Genomic DNA, 18516 nt, shown 5'->3' with positions numbered 1-18516 from the left:
AACTAGGCAATTTGTGGACGGCTTTTGGATGGATAGTCCCCTCGTTTAAGACCTATAAGCTTAATGTTACAAAGAGCTGGCAAAAATCATTTTTCATTGGCATAGCTGTAGGCTCGATGCCACGCTTTTGCCTGACTAGGGCGGGTGATCCGCATCCAGTGACGACTCAGGGGAGGCGAGACGAGAGTGTGCAGAAGCAGCCACAGGGTTTGTAATTCACTGGGGGCTTTTTGCCATTGCCAACGGTTGGGTTCACAAAAAAGTAAGGTGACCAATTGGCGGTATTGAGCCAAGGTCAGGGGGTCAAAGTAAATCTCTAGGGTCGTTGGATTGGGCATATCAACAACTTGGCCGCTGAGGTCAATGCCTGCCTCCAAAAGCCGACAGGTGAGGGGTACACCCATTGCGGAGGGGGGGAGGGGTTGATGCAGATGCACGATCGCCCCCCCTTCAGAAAGGCGAATTGTCGTGCCCCACAGGGCAGTGGTTTGATCCCAAGCGAGATGGAGTTCAACGGTTTGCTGGACATTGAGCCAATCATAGGGATCGGGGCGGGGGCGTTCGATGAGGCTGTAGAGGGCAAGGGCGAGAATTACCAGATTGTAGAGGTTCCAGACCCAAGCCAATAGTAGCCCCTTGGTGTGTAATGCCTGCCAATTTAATACAGCGGCCGCCACAGAGAGAAGAAAAAGCACGAGGAGCGGTGCCGCTAGGTGCCACTGAAAATGGTAGCGATCGCGATAACTCCCCTTGGGGGTGACCCAAAAGCCGCGACCAAAGGGACGCAACAACGTGTCAATCACTGTCAATGTCAACGGCACACACTGAAGCACAGCATAAATATCAGATACCAAGGCAGAGCGACTTTGGCCATTGAGCCAGCGGAACGTACTCAACAGCAGCCAGTAGTAGGGCACAAAATAGTAGAGCCACTGCCGCAGGGTGGTTTCAAGGGGGACGACACCCCAAAAGGCGGCAATCAAGGGCAACAGCAGCAATAGCAACCGCATGGGACTATGGAACCATTGCGTGATCCCCTCTAGGTGGGCAAGGCGCTGAAGCCCAGTGAGATTGGGTACCCGCAGTGGACTTGCCGCAATGAATAATCCTTGGAGGGTGCCCCGTGCCCAGCGTTGACGTTGACGAATATGCGCCGTCATTTCCTCTGCACACAAGCCCGCACTGAGACTTTCATTCAGGTAAATCAACCGATGACCTGCTGCCGCCAATTGAATTCCTGTGTAGTAGTCCTCGCTGAGGGATTCAGTAACAAAGCCGCCAATGGCTCCGAGGGCCGATCGCCGCACCACAAAGGAACTGCCGTAGCACAGCGCTGTTTCAATGCCATCCCGCAGGACTTGATAATGACGGGAGAAGATTTCCACCTCTTGAGGCAGGTGATCCTCGAGGCCAAGGTTACGGGCAATGGGATCGGGATTGTAAAAGCTCTGGTAGGTTTGGACAAGGCCAATATCAGCGGTCTGGAAAAAGCCCACAGTGCGGGTGAGAAAATTACGAGTGGGAACAAAGTCAGCATCAAAGACCGCAATCAGTTCACCCTTGGTTTGCGTAAGGGCATGGTTCAGGTTGCCCGCTTTGGCATGGCGATTGTCGGGACGGCTGAGGTACTCACAGCCCAGTTCACAGGCCAATTCCCGTAGGGCAGGGCGACGGGTATCGTCAAGAACATAGATACGTTTGTGGGGATAGTCGAGGGTTTGGCAGCCAACAATCGTGCGTCGCAAAATTGTCAGGGGTTCATTGTAGGTCGGAATAAAAATATCCACCCAAGGCTGATAGTGGCCACTTTTGACCGCAAGGGCAGCAGCATCCGCTTCAGGACGACGATTTTTGATGTGCAAGAGCAGGTAGAGTTGCAGGCCGTAGCCCGCCATCATAAAACCTTCAATCGCCAGTAGGAGTAGGCTAAAGGTGGCCTCTAGGGGAGTGCGCAAATTGAGGGTAGCGAGCGATCGCCACAGCAGATAATGCAGCATCACGGCCATTAAACTGCCAACGACAATGACCCGCGCCCACTGCTGCTGCACTTTTCCCCAGCGCAAAACAATACTGCTAAGAAGCACCATCAAGCACAATGGCCAAAAAATCCACGGCTTGTCCAAGTGTTCAATGGCGAGCCAAGGAGGGACAGGGGGCATTGCTGGAGCCTCAAGCAACTGAATAGTAATGTAACGAAATGTAAACCAACCATTGGACAGGGACAATATTTCCAAAGTTCCCCGCAGTAGCGATCGCCCCCAGCCGTATGTCAGGATCAAAATCACCAAATGCTGATCTAATACTATGACCGATGCCCAAGAGGGGACAAAGCTACCCCCCTTTATTTTTCACAACCAATTCCAAGGCTGGATGGAAGTCTATGCGCCCGTTCAACGCTACGAGACCTATTTGAACAATCACCAAGAATGGTTTCACCGCTGCGCCCATCCCATGAAAACAGAACCTGTGGGCAAGCATGGCTACATTCTCACCATTGGCCGCTATGGTTCCCATGGCTATGAAGTGGAACCCAAAATTGGACTGCACCTACTGCCCCAAGAGCAGGGGGTCTATCGCATTGAAACAATTCCTGTGCCCGAACAGCCGTTTTTGAACTATGAGGTGAATTTTCAAGCGGCCATGGCCTTGGTACCGATGCGAGCCACCCCTGAGACGGATAGGGACCTGTTGGCGCTGAATGTCATTGATTACACGCGGGTCAATTGGGAATTGGATTTGCGGGTGGAAATGTACTTTCCGCGGTTTATCTACCGTTTGCCCCATGGCCTGATTCAGGGGACAGGCAACCGCGTCTTGGCTCAAATTGTCCGCCAAGTGTCCTACCGCCTCACGGCAAAGGTGCAGGATGATTTCCACAAAACCATTGGCCTCGATTTGGGCAAACGCTGGCGCCGCAAACGGTTCCATGCTGAGCGGGTGCGCACCCTTACCCCTGCGCCAGTGCCTGATACGCCTGACGAGCCTGAGCCACCTGCTGCTTGAGCATTGTGACATCCGTACCCAGTTGACTGCCCATACCAATGGCGATCGCCCCCGCTTTCCAGAGGGGTACCACATCCTCCCAACCAATACCGCCACAGGGAATCAGGGGAATCTCAGCCAACAAGGGTCGCAAGGCGCGTAGATAGCTCGCCCCCCCCACCGCCATCACTGGAAAAACCTTCACTGCCGTTGCTCCCGCTTGCCAAGCGTGGAGAATTTCCGTTGGTGTCAATGCCCCCAAAATCAGAGGACAATTGGCCTCCTTTGCAAGGGGCACCACCTCTAGGGCTGCATGGGGGGTCACTAAAAATTGTGCGCCAGCGGCGATCGCTCCTTTAACCATTTCTGGGTTTTGCAGGCTCGCAGCGCCAATGGTGCAGTGGGGAGCGTCTTGACGGAGTTGTTGCAAGACGCCAGCAGCATCGGGGGTTGTCCAAGTCACCTCTAGGCAGGTGAAGCCCGCTTGAATATACACTTGAGCGCGGGCGATCGCTGCAGTAGGATGAGCAGCACGCACCACTGCAATCAAGGGCAGGCCTTGCAGAAACGCTAACTGCTGCGGCTTGGGCATAGCGTCATAACCATTGAGCAGGGGGGTGCGAGGGCAGTGATAAGATGAAAATTTCCCCTACCCCTAAACTACGGTATATTGGCAATACCCTTGCGGAGTTTTTGATGGGCGATAGCATCAAAGTCCTGAGTGAAAATCGCCAAGCGCGCTTCCAATACGAAATTCTGGAAACCTATGAATGTGGTCTCGTGTTGCTCGGCACTGAGGTCAAGTCCATTCGCGCTGGCAAGGTGAATTTACGGGATGGCTTTGCCCGCATCCGCAATGGTGAAGCATGGTTGATGAATGTCCACATTGCGCCCCATGAGAGCACTAACCAATCCTACAACCATGACCCCCTGCGCGATCGCAAGCTCCTTCTCCACAAACAGGAAATTCGCAAGCTAGTGGGCAAGGTGGAACAAAAGGGGCTAACCCTTGTGCCCCTAAAGCTTTACCTGAAAAATGGTCGCGCTAAGGTCTCCCTAGGGCTGGCGCGTGGTAAGAAGCTCCACGATAAACGCCAAGACCTCAAGCAGCGCCAAGATAAGCGGGAAATGGAGCGAGCAATGAAGCAGCGCTAACTCTAGCTTTGCGGTGCAGGGGTAGTTTCTGTGCCGACGGGGGTTGCTGGCGGCGGCGCGCTGCCTGTGGCTGCTTCCCAAGAGTCATTGGTGAAATACACATGACCCAGCACTTGCCCCTCATAGGTGCGTCGTGTTAACCGCCAAGTGGGTTCCAGTTGAAACTTGAGAAATTGCCCTTCCTGCATGCCGTGGGTGCGGCCAATAACCATACGCGGACCACCGCGATTGCTGCTGCCAACAAGGAGCAACTCACCCTCCCCCTGTTCAATGCGCAGACCATACTGCAACCCTAAATCCTGTTGCGCCACCCGAATCGAGTAGCCATTGCTATCCGTAGCCCGCCCACAAATGCCTGTAAAGTCAAAGGTCGTCAGCAACGGATCAATCACCACGGGGTTGGTGCCCGACTCACTCCAGCAGGGACGAGTATCCTTAATTTGCTCCACCACTAGGAGGCGATAGCCACCGCGGGCAAGGGGCACAGCCATCACCACATAGCGGCTTTGATCCACTTCTGTTTGTGTAAACATGCTGGCTTGGGCAGGCCGAGGGGCAATTGTTCCCAAACAGGCCACCGTCAGTAAGCTCAGGCCAAATTTTTGCCAGTATTTCATAGGGACACTCCTCAGCAGAACTCGGAGGTTTTGACAGTTAAATGGCTTCTGCTGTTCCTCTACGATCCACGCCGAGCAACTATCAAAATTCTAGGAATTATTTTTCAGACACCGTCAGGCATCAATGGTGAGCGGTCAAATCGAGGCCAATCACTTGGGTATGTTGACCCCGCGCTTGGGTGACGCCAATCGTGCGCTGAGCCGCTTCAATCATTGGTCGCCGCAAACTGACAACAATAAACTGTGCCTCTTGGCTCTGCTGCTGAATCATTTTGGCAAGGCGCTCAACATTGGCACCATCGAGAAACATATCCACCTCATCAAAGGCATAGAAGGGGGAAGGGTGATAGCGTTGTAGGGCAAAGATAAAACTGAGGGCCGTGAGGGATTTTTCTCCCCCCGACATTGAGGCTAAGCGCTGTACGGGTTTACCCTTAGGATGCGCCACCAGATTCAGGCCTCCGGCAAAAGGGTCCTCAGGGGTTTCCAGTTGTAAATAGCCATCACCCTCGGAAAGGGTGGCAAAAATGGTTTGGAAGTTCGCATTGACGGCATCAAAAGCTTCACGGAAGGACTGGTGACGCAGGGTGGTGAAGTTCTCAATCCGCAGTAGGATCTCCGTGCGCTCCGCTTCTAGAACGGCGAGCTTCTCCTGTAGCTCATTAAGCCGCCCTTGTGTCTCCTCAAATTCCTGAATCGCCAACATATTGACGGGTTCCATGGCACGCAGCCGTTTTTCGAGGGCTTGGCACTGCTGTTGAATGTCGCTGAGGGAGAGATTGGCGGGCACTTCCGGCCATGGCTGGGGTAAAGGGGGTGCCTCGATGGTGCTGAATTCCTGAAGTTGGGCTTGCAGCGTGGTGAGGGTGTCGCTGGCTTTTTGGTATTGCCATTCCAGTTGTTGGTAGTCCTTTTGCTGCTGTCGTAGTTGGTAGTCTTGGCGATCGCGATCGCCCTTGAGGTGGCCAAGGCGGGCGTCCAATTCCCTCAGGGCAGTTTGCGTGCTTTGAATTTGCGTCGCTAAGTCCCCAAGCGTCTGATCGAGGGCTTGCTGCTGACAAAGCGTCTCCTGTTGGGCTTGGCGCAGTCGCTGAATCTCCTGTTCTGTTTGTTTTAGGTCTCGTCCCAGTTGCTCGAGTTGACGGTGGCGATCGCCCAAGGCTTGATCCACCGCTTGCAGGGCGGCCACATGGTCGGCGTGAATTTTTTCCTGTGCCTGAAGCTGTTCCTGAAGCTGCTGCCACTGCTGATGGCTGGGATTGGCTTCAAGGGCATTGAGGGTAAGGCGTTCGGCGGCGAGTTCTGCTTCGAGTTCAGGAAGACGAGCCTCTAGGTGCGCGAGTTCAGTCTCTGCGGCGGTTAACTCTTGGCTAAGGTGCTGCTGTTGGCGCGCTAAGTCTGCTTGCTGGCGGTTGAGGTGCTGCTGTTGCTGCTGAAGTTGCTCCCATTGCCGCTGGCGATCGCGATGGCTTTGGCGGGCTTCACTCAGGGCTTGGCTCAGCTCATTCACTCTCCCCTGTTTTTGCGTGCGCTCTTGAATGAGGCAATCTAACAGGCGTTCCAGTTCCCCAAGGCGATCGCGCACCTGTTGGACTTCTGCCGATTCTTGGGGGGTGACCCCCTGACCAAAACGGAGGGTATTGGTGCGACTATAGCTACCCCCGGCCATTGCCCCTGAGGGTTCTAGCAAGTCTCCCTCTAGGGTGACCATCCGATATTGCCCTAGGTAGAGTCGCGCCGCCTCAAGGCTCTCAAAGACCAGCGTACTGCCAAACACGTAGGCAAAAATGGGGGCATATTGCGGCTCAAAGGTCACAAGATTCAAGGCATAGTCAATACAGCCTGCCAAAGAGATAAGGGGTAGGGTCTTGGGACGTGCCATCTTGTTCAGGGGCAAAAATGTGGCTCTACCGGCCCGTTCCCGCTTCAGGATGGCGATCGCTGCTGCCGCCACACTGTCATCCGCCACAACGATATTGCCTAGGCGTGCCCCGGCCGCAATTTCCAAGGCCAGTTGATAGCGGGGTTCCACTTGACCGAGCTGTGCCACCAGCCCAAACACGCCGGGGAGATCAGCACTTAAAATGAGCCGCGCCGCAAAACTCCCTTGACTTTCCTGAACCGCCTGTTGCCGTGCTTCCAGTTGATCCAGCTCCCGCTGCTTTTGGCGCTGTTCTCGCTCAAGGCGTTGATAGGTTTCTTCTGTTAAGCTCAATTGTTGCTGCGCTGTGGCCAGTTGTTGGGCGAGGGTTTGTAGTTGCTGCTCCTCTTGTTGGACTGCTGCTGCAGCTTTTGTGAGCGCGTCTTGCAATTCCAATTGTTGAGCTTCTAAGCTGGTGGCTGCTTGGTGCAATTCCCCCTGCCGTTGCCGCAATTGTTGCGATCGCTCCTGCAGGCGAGAGAGTTCACTGCGACTCGGTTCCAGTTCGTGGATCAGGGCATCAATCCGCTGCCGTCGCTGACTGTGCTCCTGAAACCAAGCTTGGGCTGCCGTATTCAACTCCTGAGCTTGCTGCCGTAGGGCGTCGAGGGTGGCTTGGCTGGTGGCAACGGCTGTCACTAAGGGGGGGCGATCGCCCTGTTGCTGTTCTAGCTCTTGAGCAAGTTGCTGTTGCTGCAACCGTTGACTGTGGTACTGGGCTTGCCGTTGCTGGAGTTGTTCTGCCAACTGTGCCTGCTGCTGTTGGTAGCTCGTTTGCTGACGTTGACACTGCCGCTCTTGGGCGTGGAGATCCGCCAACGCTGCTTGCAGGCGGAGGTACGCTTCTTCGCCGAGGGCTTTCACCTCTTGATTGAGTTGTTCTAGCGTAACCGTTGCCGCTTCAATCTCCCGTGCCTTTTGTTGCAGTTGGGCTTGGCGTTCAGCTTGTTCTTTTTGTAGCGTCTGAATCTGTGCTTGTAGTTGCACCTTTTGCGCTTCGTGGGCTTGCCATTGGCGCACCAGCAGCCATTGCTCTCGCTCTTGCAGTTCCAGTCGTAGGGCTTGATATTTTTCCGCGTGCAGGCGATCCCGTTGCAGGCGATCGCGCTGTTGGATGAGTTCCTGCTCAACAATGCGAAAGCGTTCTTCGCGCTCCTTGACTGTATCTAATTTTTCGCGAGCTTGGGCAATCTTGCGGTCAAAATCCGCCACCCCCGCCAATTCGTCAATAATTTCCCGCCGTGCTTTGGCATTCATCGAGATAATGCTGGTGACATCCCCCTGCAAGACCACGTTATAGCCTTGGGGATAGATACAAAACGCCTGCAACTGGTCGTGCAGTTCATTCAGCGTGCAGGGTTGATCATTTACCGCATAGGTCGAGGTATAGGTGCCCTGCTTGGTTACCCGCAGTCGCCGCGTCACCCGCCATTCCGTTTCAGCATCCAGCGCAAAGGTCACCGTGACTCGCGTTTCAATAACACTATGGCCGCGCCGCGTTTGGCTATGGTTCACCAAATCTGGGAGCCGTTCTGCCCGCATCCCCTTAGACCCCGCAAGGCCGAGGGCAAAAAGCAACGCATCCAACAGGTTGGATTTTCCAGAGCCATTCGGACCAGAAATGACCGTAAACCCCGGCAGCAGCGGAATCACGGTTGTGCCGCCAAAGGACTTAAAATTCGTGAGTTCCAACTGCTTGATATACACAGCCAAGGAGCGTGCCTAACCGTTTCATTATGCCTAAAGATGCTCCCCTTGTTTGCCACGGAAAATCAAGCTAAAATCAAATAACTCATAGTCGTTTCGAGTTTGTTTTAGCCATGACACCGCCACGGATTGAAAACGTTGTCATTATTGGTTCTGGCCCTGCGGGCTACACAGCAGCCATCTATGCTGCTCGCGCCAACCTCAAGCCCTTTATGTTTGAAGGCTATCAAATTGGGGGGCTGCCGGGGGGACAACTCATGACCACCACCGAAGTGGAAAACTTTCCCGGCTTTCCGGAAGGCATTCAAGGGCCGCAACTGATGGCACGGATGAAGGCGCAAGCGGAGCGCTGGGGCACAGAAATGGTCACTGAAGATGTGATTCAGGTGGATTTTAGTCAACGCCCCTTTCTCATTAGCTCAGCCGAGCGGCAGGTCTATGCCCACAGTGTGATTATCTGTACGGGTGCCACGGCCAAACGACTCCATCTGCCGGGGGAAGAACAGTATTGGACCAAGGGGGTCTCCGCCTGTGCCATTTGTGATGGGGCAACGCCGATTTTCAAGGATGTCGAGTTGGCGGTGATTGGCGGCGGTGATAGTGCAGCGGAGGAAGCAGTCTATCTCACTAAATATGGCTCCCATGTCCATCTCCTTGTGCGCAGTGACAAAATGCGCGCTAGTAAGGCGATGCAGGATCGCGTGTTTGCCAATCCTAAAATTACGGTTCACTGGCAAACTGAAGCACGGGAAATCCTTGGCGATGGCAATTTAATGACGGGTCTGCAGATTATCAATAAAGCCACAGGGGAAGAATCCGTCCTGCCGGTGCGCGGCCTATTCTACGCCATTGGTCATACCCCCAACACCCAACTCTTCAAAGATTTTCTGGAATTGGATAGTGTGGGCTATATCGTCACCCACCACGGGACACAAACGAATGTGGAAGGGGTCTTTGCCGCAGGGGATGTTCAAGACCATGAATACCGCCAAGCAGTAACGGCGGCAGGCAGTGGTTGTATGGCCGCCCTTGATGCCGAACGTTGGCTGTCGGCGCGGGGGCTAATTCAGGAGTTTCACCAAACGGAAACCGAAACCAAACCCGCAGAAACAACGCCACCTACAACATCCCCAGAACAGGCGTTTGATCCCAATGCCATCAAACACCGCGGCAGCTATGCCTTGCGCAAACTCTTTCACGAGAGCGATCGCCTGCTGCTAGTGAAATATGTTTCCCCCACCTGTGGCCCTTGTCATACCCTCAAGCCCATTTTGGATCGGCTGGTGGATGAATTCGATGGCAAAGTACAGCTCATTGAAATTGACATTACTGAAGATAGCGCGATCGCCGAGCAAGCAGGGGTTACCAGTACACCCACGATTCAACTCTTCAAAAACAAAGAACTCCTAGAGGTGATCGTGGGGATGAAACCCAAGAGTCAGTACCGCGAGACCATCCAACGCTACCTTGCTTAGGCTCTAGCTAGTCAAGGGCATGATCAGCGAGATCGGACTGCTGACCGTTGCAGGTCTGGCGGCAGGCTTTGTCAATGCCATTGCCGGTGGGGGAACACTGATTAGTTTTCCTGCCTTGGTGGCGATCGGCTTGCCGCCAGTGGTTGCCAATCTCACCAGCACGGTGGCTTTGGTACCCGGTTACTTGGGAGCGACAGTGGCGCAACGGCAGGATCTGAAGGGTCAGCAACGGCGCCTTGGTTGGCTCTTTCCCAGTGCGGTGGCCGGGGGCATCACAGGGGCGATGTTACTCTTGCACACTAACGAGGCACTGTTTAATGCCTTGATTCCCTATTTGCTCCTCTTGGCCGCTGTCCTCTTGGGGGTTCAGGAGCAGGTGCGGGCTTGGTTGCTGCAGCGGATCAGTGCGCCAGCCGTATCTGAAGTGGGAGCCATTCCTCTTGTGTTTCTAGCGGCGGTCTATGGCGGCTATTTTGGCGCGGGGGTGAGCGTGATTCTACTCGCCGTGCTGGGCATTGTTCTCGGGGAAAGCTTGACGCGCCTCAATGGCTTGAAGCAAATGTTGGCTTTTGGGATCAATGTCGCCGCAGCGGCGTTTTTTGTTGTGTCTGGGGAGGTGGTGTGGCCTGCTGCTTTGGGGATGGCGATCGCTACCATTGTTGGCGGACTTTTGGGGGGTAAATTTGCCCGTGCGGTTAACCCGCTGCTGTTACGCCGTACAGTGGTTCTTTTGGCCGTTGTGCTGGCGATCACTTACTGGTTGCGACAGCGATAAACTACCCCACCAGAGATGGAAAATGCCGTGAGATTTGCCAAACAAAGCCCGTGACGAGGATTGAACTCGTGGCCTCACCCTTACCAAGGGTGTGCTCTACCACTGAGCTACACGGGCAAAAATTCCCAGAGCTTTATCATAGCCCATTGGGGGAACAATTGCACAGTTGGCTGCGAGTTTTTGCTAAAAATTGCGACGAGAGAAAATCCAAGTGGCGATCGCCAGCAGTGCTACCGTATAAATCACGCCATAGAAGGCATTGGCCACGAGTTCCGGTACAGAGGGCAGCATGCCATAGACCGCTGTATTCTTAAAATCCAAGCGGGATAAATCGGGAAAGATCAGATAGAGAAACTGCATCAGTTGCCGTACGGCATCACTCTCCATCTTTTGGCTGAGGATCACCAGATTTTGGCTAAAGTGCCCCATAAAGTACAGTGCCACCGTTAGCAGCGTGGCAATCAATGAACTAGTGAAACTGCCAAAAAGCAAAGCGGCTGCCGTCAAGAGAGCGAGTTGCAGCGCAATATAGAAAGAGGTCACCATCAAAGGGCCAGCGGGATAGGCAAACTGATTCAAGCTCATCAGAATAAACAGAATCAGCGTCATCAGTGCCACCAGTACCAGCAGAACCGCCGATAGGCCCAAATGTTTGCCAATAATAAATTCCGCACGGCTGATGGGTTTCGCCAACATCACTAAGATCGTGCGCTTTTCTATCTCTTTATTGAGCAAACCACCCCCGACAAAGGCAGCAATCAGCAAGCCAAAGAGAGAAATTCCTGCCATTCCCACATCAAGGCTAATTTTGTCTTGGGTGCCTGCTGACACCTGTCCCAAAATCACAACCGCTAAGGCTAGGCCAATGGCAAAAACAGCAGTGACGTAAAGAACCCGCTCCCGCAGTATTTCATTGAAAACATTACGGCTAATTGTCCAGAGGCGACTCACCGTTAACGGCAACATGTCTGGTACCCCTTGAATTTACTCTCCTCTCAAAGAATACCCAATTTTGCTTTTTCGATAGCCTCGGCGTTCATAGGGAGAGCCGCTTGCTGTTTCACGGAGCAGTGGTATCTACGGCGGGGGCAGAGAGGTCAACGTCTTCATAAAACTGTTCAATAGGCACTTTGAGGTCAATGCTCCTCAACTCAACGCGATCGCCCGCGCGGTAGCAGCGCAGCAGCCAATCCCCCACCTCATTTTTCTGGTAAATGTCGATCGCCATTTCCTCTGAGCTAGCGAGCACATAATCCACGAGGTTGGGGTTACGACGGTAGAGATCAAACTTTTTGCCGCGATCGTAGGCCTCGGTGGCGGGTGAGAGCACTTCAACAATGAGACAGGGATAAGTGATGAAAAAGGGACTCTGGCGATCGCGATCGTCACAGGTGACACTCAGATCAGGATAAGTAAAGTTGGTCGTATGAAGGATATTCACCCTCAAGTCAGAGTTAAATACCTGACACCCACGACCCCGTAGATGGGGTTTAATCAGATTGCCGAAGTTCAGTTTAATGATGCTGTGGTTCTTACTACCACCTGCCATTGCATAGACGCGACCATCAATCAACTCATGCTTTTCTAACTGCTGCTCTTCCCACGCGAAGTATTCTTCTGGTGTGAAATAGCGATCGCCCGTCTCCTTGGCAGTCACCATTCTCTGTATTTCTCGTGAAAACCTCACTCCTTTAGCATAGCTCGCCCTTTCCCTGACATCCCAAAGCCAACGTGCCACAATAGGCGGTGGGGACGCAGTTAGGAGATTGAACGTAGTTCTTTTTGGAGAGGGTGCGACGTGTCCCTAAGTTCAAGTGTTGATTCTCACGCCCCTGAGGTAGCCATCCTGCGGGTGAGCGGCTTGCGTTGTGCTGGCTGCGTGCGATCGCTGGAAAATCAGTTAAAAGAGCAGCCGGGCGTAGATGCTGCGGCAGTCAATCTGGTCACGGGAACCGCCGTTGTCACCTATTCCCCCGCTGAGACAACCCCCAGTGCCATTGTCGAGAGCTTAAACCAAGGCCGCTTTCAAGCCACCCTCGCAGAAGCCAATGCCCTTTTGGAACTGCCCACGGCCTCTGAGGAAACCTCTTTGCCAAGGTTAGCGATCGCCCTTGTGCTCCTTGTTCTCTCTAGTGTCGGCCACGGGATTGATCTGCTGCCGGGGCACTGGCCCATGTTAGAGGCGATGATCTGGCATTGGGGGCTAGCAACCATTGCCCTTGTCCTACCGGGGTGGGAGATTCTGCGGGAAGGAATGATAGGCCTGTTCCAACGTCGCCCGAATATGAATACGCTGGTGGCTCTTGGCGCCTTGGGGGCTTACCTCATTAGTACGGTGGCGTGGCTGTGGCCGGCCTTGGGCTGGGCGTGTTTCTTTGATGAACCGGTGATGATCCTTGGCTTTATTTTGCTGGGGCGATCGCTGGAGCAACGGGTACGTCAACAGGCACAACGGGACTTGCGATCGCTCCTTGCGCTTCAGCCACAACAGGCGCTATGGCAACCCAGTTTGACTGCTAGCGATCGCTGGCCCATTCCCGTCAGTCGTATCCAAGTCGGGGACTGGCTGTGGGTAGATGCTGGAGAACCCTTTCCTGCCGATGGCACGATTGTGACCGGGGAAACCCTGGTGGATGAATCCATGCTCACAGGGGAATCTTTACCGGTGGCCAAGGGGGTGGGGGCATCCGTTCTGGCGGGCAGTCGCAATGTTGGTGCTGCGGTCACCCTACGGGTGGAACGCTGTGGTCGTGCCTCATTTTTGGGGCAGATTCTAGACCTCGTGGTGCAGGCACAAAATCGCAAAGCACCGGTGCAGCAAATGGCGGATGTGGTGGCCGGCTATTTTGGCTATGGGGTGCTAGCCTTGGCAGCAGCAACGGCTCTGTTTTGGAGCGCGATCGCCCCCCATTTCTTCCCAGAAATGACCAATAGCACACCCCTATTGCCCTTAAAGCTAGCCTTGAGTGTTCTGGTGATTGCCTGTCCCTGTGCCCTTGGCCTTGCCACCCCGATCGCGCTGCTTGTGGGCACCAGTCACGCCGCTGCCAAAGGCTTAATTATTCGAGGCGGTGATGTTCTTGAGCACAGTCAGCAGTTGGACACGATTGTGTTTGATAAGACGGGCACACTGACGACCGGTGAACTGGCAGTGGCCGAGATCAACCTCTATGGTCATTACTTTTCAGAGGAAGTGCTGTATCTGCTAGCCAGTTTAGAGCGCGAGAGTCGCCATCCCCTTGCAGTGGCGATTCAGAAGGCGTGGGCTGCGACCGGCCAGACAACAGAGCTAGCAACGGTGACAGAGGTGGAAACTGCCCTCGGACTGGGGATCAGCGGTTGGATTGAGGGGCATTACTATCAGGCAGGTCGCCTCAGTTGGCTGCGTGATCAGGGGGTTGACTGTCCTTCCCTAGAAGTGGAAACCCATGTGGCCTTGGCCTGCGATCGCCAGTTGATTGCCGTTGTGACCTTTCGCGATCGCCTGCGCCCAGAGGCAGTGAGCACCGTTCAAGCCCTGCAAGCCCAAGGCTATGCGATCCATGTCCTGACGGGAGACACGGCCAAAGCCGCACAGCAACTCCTAGAACCTCTTGGCCTACCGCCAACGCATCTGCACACCGATCTTCAGCCGCAACAAAAGCTCGCCCTCATTGAAGGTTGGCAAGCCCAAGGCAAAACCGTGGCCATGGTCGGGGATGGCATGAATGATGCGCCAGCTCTAACGGCAGCTCAGGTGGGGATTAGCCTTGGTACGGGTACAGAGGTGGCCATTGAAGCAGCGGATATTATCCTCACCCGCAATCATCTAGAGGATGTGCTCGCTGTGCTGAGCCTTAGCCGCGCCACCTTCCGCAAAATTCAGCAGAATCTTCTTTGGGCAGTGGCCTACAATATCGTCGGTTTACCCCTTGCAGCCGGTGTTGGATTACCCCTATGGGGCCTCAGTCTCACCCCCGGAATTGCTGCCGCTTGTATGGCCGTGAGTTCGATTGCCGTTGTCCTGAATTCCCTAAGCCTCAGTCGAGCAAACTAGCTCGCGAATCTGTTGGGCATTGGCGCGGGTCAGCCGTTTCTTGTGGGGCAGGACAACCACCGCTGGCCCCCGTTTGCATTCCCCCATACAGCCCGTCGCCTTCAGGGCAATGGGGAGCTGTTGTGCCTCTAGCTCTTGCCACAGTTCCTTGGCACCCCGCCGACAGCAGGAGGATTTTTGACAAATGAGCACCTTACAGGGCTGAGAACGCTTTGCCGCTGAGGGTTGAGCCGTTGCTAAAAATTCTAAATGACTGGCCTTGTATTGCTTGACCCAGCCATCGTACTTATCGCTGATCGTTCCTTCTAGCCGCAGGCGATCGCCCACCGTGGGAACTTGCTGTAACTCACGGCGCAGGGACTTTTCTAGCTTAATCCAGACCGTTCCTGTGGCGGTTTTTAGAATCACGACTTTGGGTCGCCCCTTCTTATAAAAGACTTCTTCGACAGTGCCCTCAAGGCAAAATGTCGGCAAATCAATAACACCCAGACCCATGAATGTCAGACCTTGTTAGAAATTTTTCTCAACAAATTGAGTCTAGCATACAAGGGACGGTCTTGGGGGCATCCCAGATCGTTGTGAGATTCATCTGTGGAAAAATAATCTTAGCTGGAGAGAATCCGCTCCCACTCTGCCAGTAGGTTATCAATACTAGCGTCCGTCGGGTTACTCTCAAGGTGGGTGCCCACTTCCTCAACGCTATTGGGAAAGAGTTCTTCGAGAGTGGGTTGAACGGTGGGGGATTCCTCTGAAGCGAGATCGGGCATTAAGTAAATTTGGCGAATATCCGGCGGCAGATACTCCGCGATGCGTACTAGCCCCTCTTCTAAATGCTGGTTGAGTTCCTCAAGGCTGTAGGTTTCTCCTTGAACTTCTAGGTAGGCACGCAGGCGCTCAAGGCTCCAGTGAAAGGTCTGGGTGGTCACCACCACCAAGCGGCTAAGGGGATTGAGGTAGGCAAGGCTGGCTTCCAAGTAACACCAGAGCGGAGGTGGCGCATCCTGCAGGACATAGGTAATGTGCTCAATGCCGGGGAGTTCCTCTTGAATCAGGGTAGCGGTGCGGTTGACAATCCAATTGCGCAGGGAGCGAGCTTCCTCGTCACCCACTTTCACGCCCTCAGGGGTAAACTCCACAAGGTCAAAGCTGAAAAATAACCCGTGCCACACCTTGGCAAAAAGATAGTCCACCTGTACTGGCGATCGCCCGTGGTGTTGCAGCACACTATAGACAAGAGCGGCATAGCGACAATAAAGGGCAACAAAGTAGCAGCCGCGATCGCGCTCATCTTGAAAGGCCTTGATCAACTCCTCATCGGAAAGGGTGAGTAGCGGTTGGATCAGCGGATGTTGCCGCTCCGCCATCATCGGAAAGGAAAGTGCCTTGACCATCTCACTGCCACTGAACCAGACAAACCGTCCTACGCCTTCGCCGATTGGCCTATGCAGAATTCATCGTTGCCTTAGCCTTGGGTGCGATCGCGAAACAGGGGCAGGTAATCGCGGCTCTCTGTTCCCAGCCACCGATCCCAAAAGGTGAAATAGAGGCCATAGTTACAGCGAAATTGACTGTGGTGCAAACTGTGGTGGGTGGCGCCAATCAACCACTGCCCCAACCAATGCTCGGCAAAGCCACGGGGATAAATCTCTAAATTCAAATGGTTAATCACACTGGAGACCGTCATCAGGCTGAGCTGAATCACGATCGCGTAGGGGTGCAGCGGCACAAGCACAATAATCAGCGGCAGGAAAATGGCCTGTAGGAACGCTTCCCACGGGTGAAATGAAAAGGCCGTCCAAGGCGAGGCCACAATGCTATGGTGATGCACCCGATGGACACGGCGATAAATTTTCGGTTGGTGCATCCAGCGATGGAGCCAATAGTAATAGGTTTCGTGAAGCAGCAGCACAAGGCCAATACTCAAGGGAAAGTAAATGTAGTCCCAAAGGGAATTTAACTCTAGATAAACGGCTGTCCAGCCCCGCTGCCACATCACTGCGGCGATCGCCCCCGCCAACGCAAAAATAGCCGCTGTCACCAACGACCAGCCAAACTCCTGCCAAAACTGCCCCCGCTGGTAGGGGCGCAAATTGACCCGCCGTTTCCTCAGGGGCGTCCAGCGAGCCACCACATATACAAGCGAAAAAAAGCCGGCCACCAGCACGAGGCGGCTGACCACCATCAAAAACATGACCCCAACCATAATGCCAAAGAGGCGGGGGTCACTGAGGTTGTAGGGAATCATGCAAACAAGTGCTAAATGCGTCCCCTAGACCCAGCCCAACCAGTGGAGCAAGCCCTCTCCTGTCCAATATTCCCATAACAAAAGCGCCACAAGACCAACCATAGCAGCACGACCATTGATCCGCTCAGCAAAAGTATTAAAGCCGTACTTGGGGGTTTCCAGTTTTGGGGTGCGGCTTGGCTCCGTGGGAGTGGCCATGGATTACTCCTGCTCGTCTTCGTTTTCTTCTTCAGCTTCAGGGAAGTAGAAGCCTTGGGCGCGCTCGGTCAAAATAGACTTGCCAATGGAAAGGGCACGTTGCGCTTGAAGGGCAGCTTGGCGCTTCCAGACCGCACGGCGCATACTGCGCTTGGACTTCGAGGTTTTTTTCTTGGGGCAGGCCATGATGATCCCTAGGACTAACTTTCGCAATCTACTAGTATATCCCAAACGCTTCCCTAGGGCAACCACCAATCCCCCCTATGGAGGGCAATGTTCCTCTTTTTGCCCAAAAAACTATCACAGAGGGACACCACCCTTGTAATATCAGTAAGGGAATACTGAACCACCCCATCAGGGGATGTCCACTTCTACGAGCAAAGGGAATCGTCAGCTATGAGCAGTAAGCCAGACCGTGTGGTTCTCATCGGCGTTGCTGGAGACTCCGGCTGTGGTAAATCAACGTTTTTGCGCCGACTGGCCGATCTGTTTGGCGAAGAGTTTATGACTGTGATTTGCTTGGATGACTATCACAGTCTGGATCGCAAGCAGCGGAAAGAAACGGGGATTACAGCTCTTGATCCCCGCGCCAACAACTTTGATCTGATGTATGAGCAGATCAAGGCTCTCAAAAATGGCGAATCAATCATGAAACCCATCTACAACCACGAAACGGGGACGATTGATCCGCCAGAGAGGGTTGATCCCAACCACGTGATTGTGATTGAAGGGCTGCATCCCCTTTACGATGAACGGGTGCGATCGCTGATTGACTTTAGTGTCTATCTCGACATCAGCGACGATGTAAAAATTGCTTGGAAGATCAAGCGCGACATGGCCGAGCGGGGTCACAGCTACGAAGACGTGATTGCCTCGATCAATGCCCGTCGCCCCGACTTCATGGCCTATATCGATCCCCAAAAGCAGTACGCTGACGTGGTCTTGCAAATTCTGCCGACCCAGTTGGTCAAAGAGGAAAAAGTCGGCAATATCCTGCGGGTACGGATGCTGCAACGGGAAGGCATCCCTGGCTTTGAGCCAGTCTATCTTTTTGATGAAGGCTCCACGATTACTTGGATTCCCTGCGGTCGTAAGCTCACCTGCTCTTATCCGGGCATCCGCCTCAGCTATGGCCCCGATGAATACTATGGTCACCCCGTTTCGGTGTTAGAAGTGGACGGTCGCTTTGAAAAACTCGATGAACTGATCTACATCGAAAGTCACCTGAGCAATACCTCCACCAAGCACTATGGTGAAATGACGGAACTGCTGCTGAAGCACCGTGACTATCCGGGTTCCGATAATGGTTCGGGTCTGTTCCAAGTGCTGACGGGGCTGAAAATGCGGGCGACCTATGAGCGCTTGACCTCGCGGGATGTGGCCACTGTCACCAACCGCTAATTTG

The 18516-nt window shown here is 54.0% G+C and carries 17 protein-coding genes and 1 tRNA gene; 6 read left to right on the top strand and 12 right to left on the bottom strand.

What is annotated here, in order from left to right:
* Nucleotides 1-86: 86 nt before the first annotated feature.
* A complete protein-coding gene (locus RHP47_RS03090; protein WP_286626548.1) occupies nucleotides 87-2159 on the bottom strand; it encodes a glycosyltransferase in 2073 nt (690 codons plus the stop codon).
* A 145-nt stretch (nucleotides 2160-2304) separates the two neighbouring features.
* Between RHP47_RS03090 and RHP47_RS03085 the strand changes: the two genes are divergently transcribed.
* Complete coding sequence (locus RHP47_RS03085; protein ID WP_190278183.1) at nucleotides 2305-3003, top strand: DUF1997 domain-containing protein; 699 nt, start codon at nucleotides 2305-2307, stop codon at nucleotides 3001-3003.
* On the opposite strand, the gene RHP47_RS03080 is transcribed toward RHP47_RS03085, so the two are convergent.
* Nucleotides 2948-3574: a keto-deoxy-phosphogluconate aldolase gene (locus RHP47_RS03080; protein ID WP_149818067.1), complete on the bottom strand. Its 627-nt coding sequence runs from the start codon at nucleotides 3572-3574 to the stop codon at nucleotides 2948-2950. The genes RHP47_RS03085 and RHP47_RS03080 overlap by 56 nt on opposite strands.
* Before the next feature lie 104 nt (nucleotides 3575-3678).
* On the opposite strand from RHP47_RS03080, the gene smpB reads away from it, so the two are divergent.
* Nucleotides 3679-4137, top strand: coding sequence for an SsrA-binding protein SmpB (smpB, locus tag RHP47_RS03075; RefSeq protein ID WP_310841389.1), 459 nt, complete (start codon nucleotides 3679-3681; stop codon nucleotides 4135-4137).
* A gap of 2 nt (nucleotides 4138-4139) precedes the next feature.
* Here smpB and RHP47_RS03070 read toward each other — a convergent pair whose 3' ends face one another.
* Nucleotides 4140-4754, bottom strand: coding sequence for a DUF3747 domain-containing protein (locus RHP47_RS03070; RefSeq protein ID WP_310841017.1), 615 nt, complete (start codon nucleotides 4752-4754; stop codon nucleotides 4140-4142).
* Between the two features lie 121 nt (nucleotides 4755-4875).
* Nucleotides 4876-8382, bottom strand: coding sequence for a chromosome segregation protein SMC (gene smc, locus RHP47_RS03065; protein WP_310841388.1), 3507 nt, complete (start codon nucleotides 8380-8382; stop codon nucleotides 4876-4878).
* A 113-nt stretch (nucleotides 8383-8495) separates the two neighbouring features.
* Here smc and trxB point away from each other — a divergent pair, with 113 nt between their 5' ends.
* Together trxB and RHP47_RS03055 are read left to right on the top strand one after the other, a co-directional pair.
* Nucleotides 8496-9857 carry a thioredoxin-disulfide reductase gene (gene trxB, locus RHP47_RS03060; RefSeq protein WP_149818063.1) on the top strand — a complete coding sequence of 454 codons (1362 nt, stop codon included), beginning with the start codon at nucleotides 8496-8498 and terminating at the stop codon, nucleotides 9855-9857.
* 19 nt (nucleotides 9858-9876) lie between these two features.
* Nucleotides 9877-10632, top strand: coding sequence for a sulfite exporter TauE/SafE family protein (locus tag RHP47_RS03055; protein ID WP_149818061.1), 756 nt, complete (start codon nucleotides 9877-9879; stop codon nucleotides 10630-10632).
* A gap of 45 nt (nucleotides 10633-10677) precedes the next feature.
* Here RHP47_RS03055 and RHP47_RS03050 read toward each other — a convergent pair.
* The 3 genes from RHP47_RS03050 to RHP47_RS03040 all read right to left on the bottom strand — a co-directional run bounded on the left by RHP47_RS03050 (nucleotide 10678) and on the right by RHP47_RS03040 (nucleotide 12292).
* A tRNA-Thr gene (locus RHP47_RS03050) sits at nucleotides 10678-10749 on the bottom strand.
* Nucleotides 10750-10815: 66 nt separating this feature from the next.
* Nucleotides 10816-11598, bottom strand: a complete 783-nt coding sequence (locus RHP47_RS03045; RefSeq protein ID WP_149818059.1) for an ABC transporter permease — start codon at nucleotides 11596-11598, stop codon at nucleotides 10816-10818.
* A 94-nt stretch (nucleotides 11599-11692) separates the two neighbouring features.
* Nucleotides 11693-12292, bottom strand: a complete 600-nt coding sequence (locus RHP47_RS03040; RefSeq protein WP_149818057.1) for a Uma2 family endonuclease — start codon at nucleotides 12290-12292, stop codon at nucleotides 11693-11695.
* 138 nt (nucleotides 12293-12430) lie between these two features.
* On the opposite strand from RHP47_RS03040, the gene RHP47_RS03035 reads away from it, so the two are divergent.
* Nucleotides 12431-14668 carry a cation-translocating P-type ATPase gene (locus RHP47_RS03035; protein ID WP_286626542.1) on the top strand — a complete coding sequence of 746 codons (2238 nt, stop codon included), beginning with the start codon at nucleotides 12431-12433 and terminating at the stop codon, nucleotides 14666-14668.
* On the opposite strand, the gene RHP47_RS03030 is transcribed toward RHP47_RS03035, so the two are convergent.
* The 5 genes from RHP47_RS03030 to RHP47_RS03010 form a co-directional block, all read right to left on the bottom strand.
* Nucleotides 14645-15163 carry a hypothetical protein gene (locus RHP47_RS03030; protein ID WP_149818054.1) on the bottom strand — a complete coding sequence of 173 codons (519 nt, stop codon included), beginning with the start codon at nucleotides 15161-15163 and terminating at the stop codon, nucleotides 14645-14647. The two genes, RHP47_RS03035 and RHP47_RS03030, sit on opposite strands and share 24 nt — an antisense overlap.
* 110 nt (nucleotides 15164-15273) lie before the next feature.
* Nucleotides 15274-16059, bottom strand: coding sequence for a hypothetical protein (locus tag RHP47_RS03025; protein ID WP_286626541.1), 786 nt, complete (start codon nucleotides 16057-16059; stop codon nucleotides 15274-15276).
* A 71-nt stretch (nucleotides 16060-16130) separates the two neighbouring features.
* Complete coding sequence (crtG, locus tag RHP47_RS03020) at nucleotides 16131-16913, bottom strand: 2,2'-beta-hydroxylase CrtG (protein ID WP_149818050.1); 783 nt, start codon at nucleotides 16911-16913, stop codon at nucleotides 16131-16133.
* A 24-nt stretch (nucleotides 16914-16937) separates the two neighbouring features.
* Entirely contained in the window at nucleotides 16938-17111 is a 174-nt protein-coding gene (locus tag RHP47_RS03015) for a hypothetical protein (protein WP_149818048.1), read from the bottom strand.
* A gap of 3 nt (nucleotides 17112-17114) precedes the next feature.
* On the bottom strand, nucleotides 17115-17297 hold the full coding sequence (locus RHP47_RS03010) for a 50S ribosomal protein L32 (RefSeq protein ID WP_024124949.1): 183 nt from the start codon (nucleotides 17295-17297) through the stop codon (nucleotides 17115-17117).
* 210 nt (nucleotides 17298-17507) lie between these two features.
* On the opposite strand from RHP47_RS03010, the gene RHP47_RS03005 reads away from it, so the two are divergent.
* On the top strand, nucleotides 17508-18512 hold the full coding sequence (locus RHP47_RS03005; RefSeq protein ID WP_149818046.1) for a phosphoribulokinase: 1005 nt from the start codon (nucleotides 17508-17510) through the stop codon (nucleotides 18510-18512).
* Nucleotides 18513-18516: the final 4 nt, after the last annotated feature.

The sequence above is a fragment of the Thermosynechococcus sp. QKsg1 genome (assembly GCF_031586415.1).
In the GTDB taxonomy this organism is placed as follows: domain Bacteria; phylum Cyanobacteriota; class Cyanobacteriia; order Thermosynechococcales; family Thermosynechococcaceae; genus Thermosynechococcus.
Note: the sequence above shows the minus strand (reverse complement) of the source record. Positions and strands in the feature narration are given on the sequence as shown.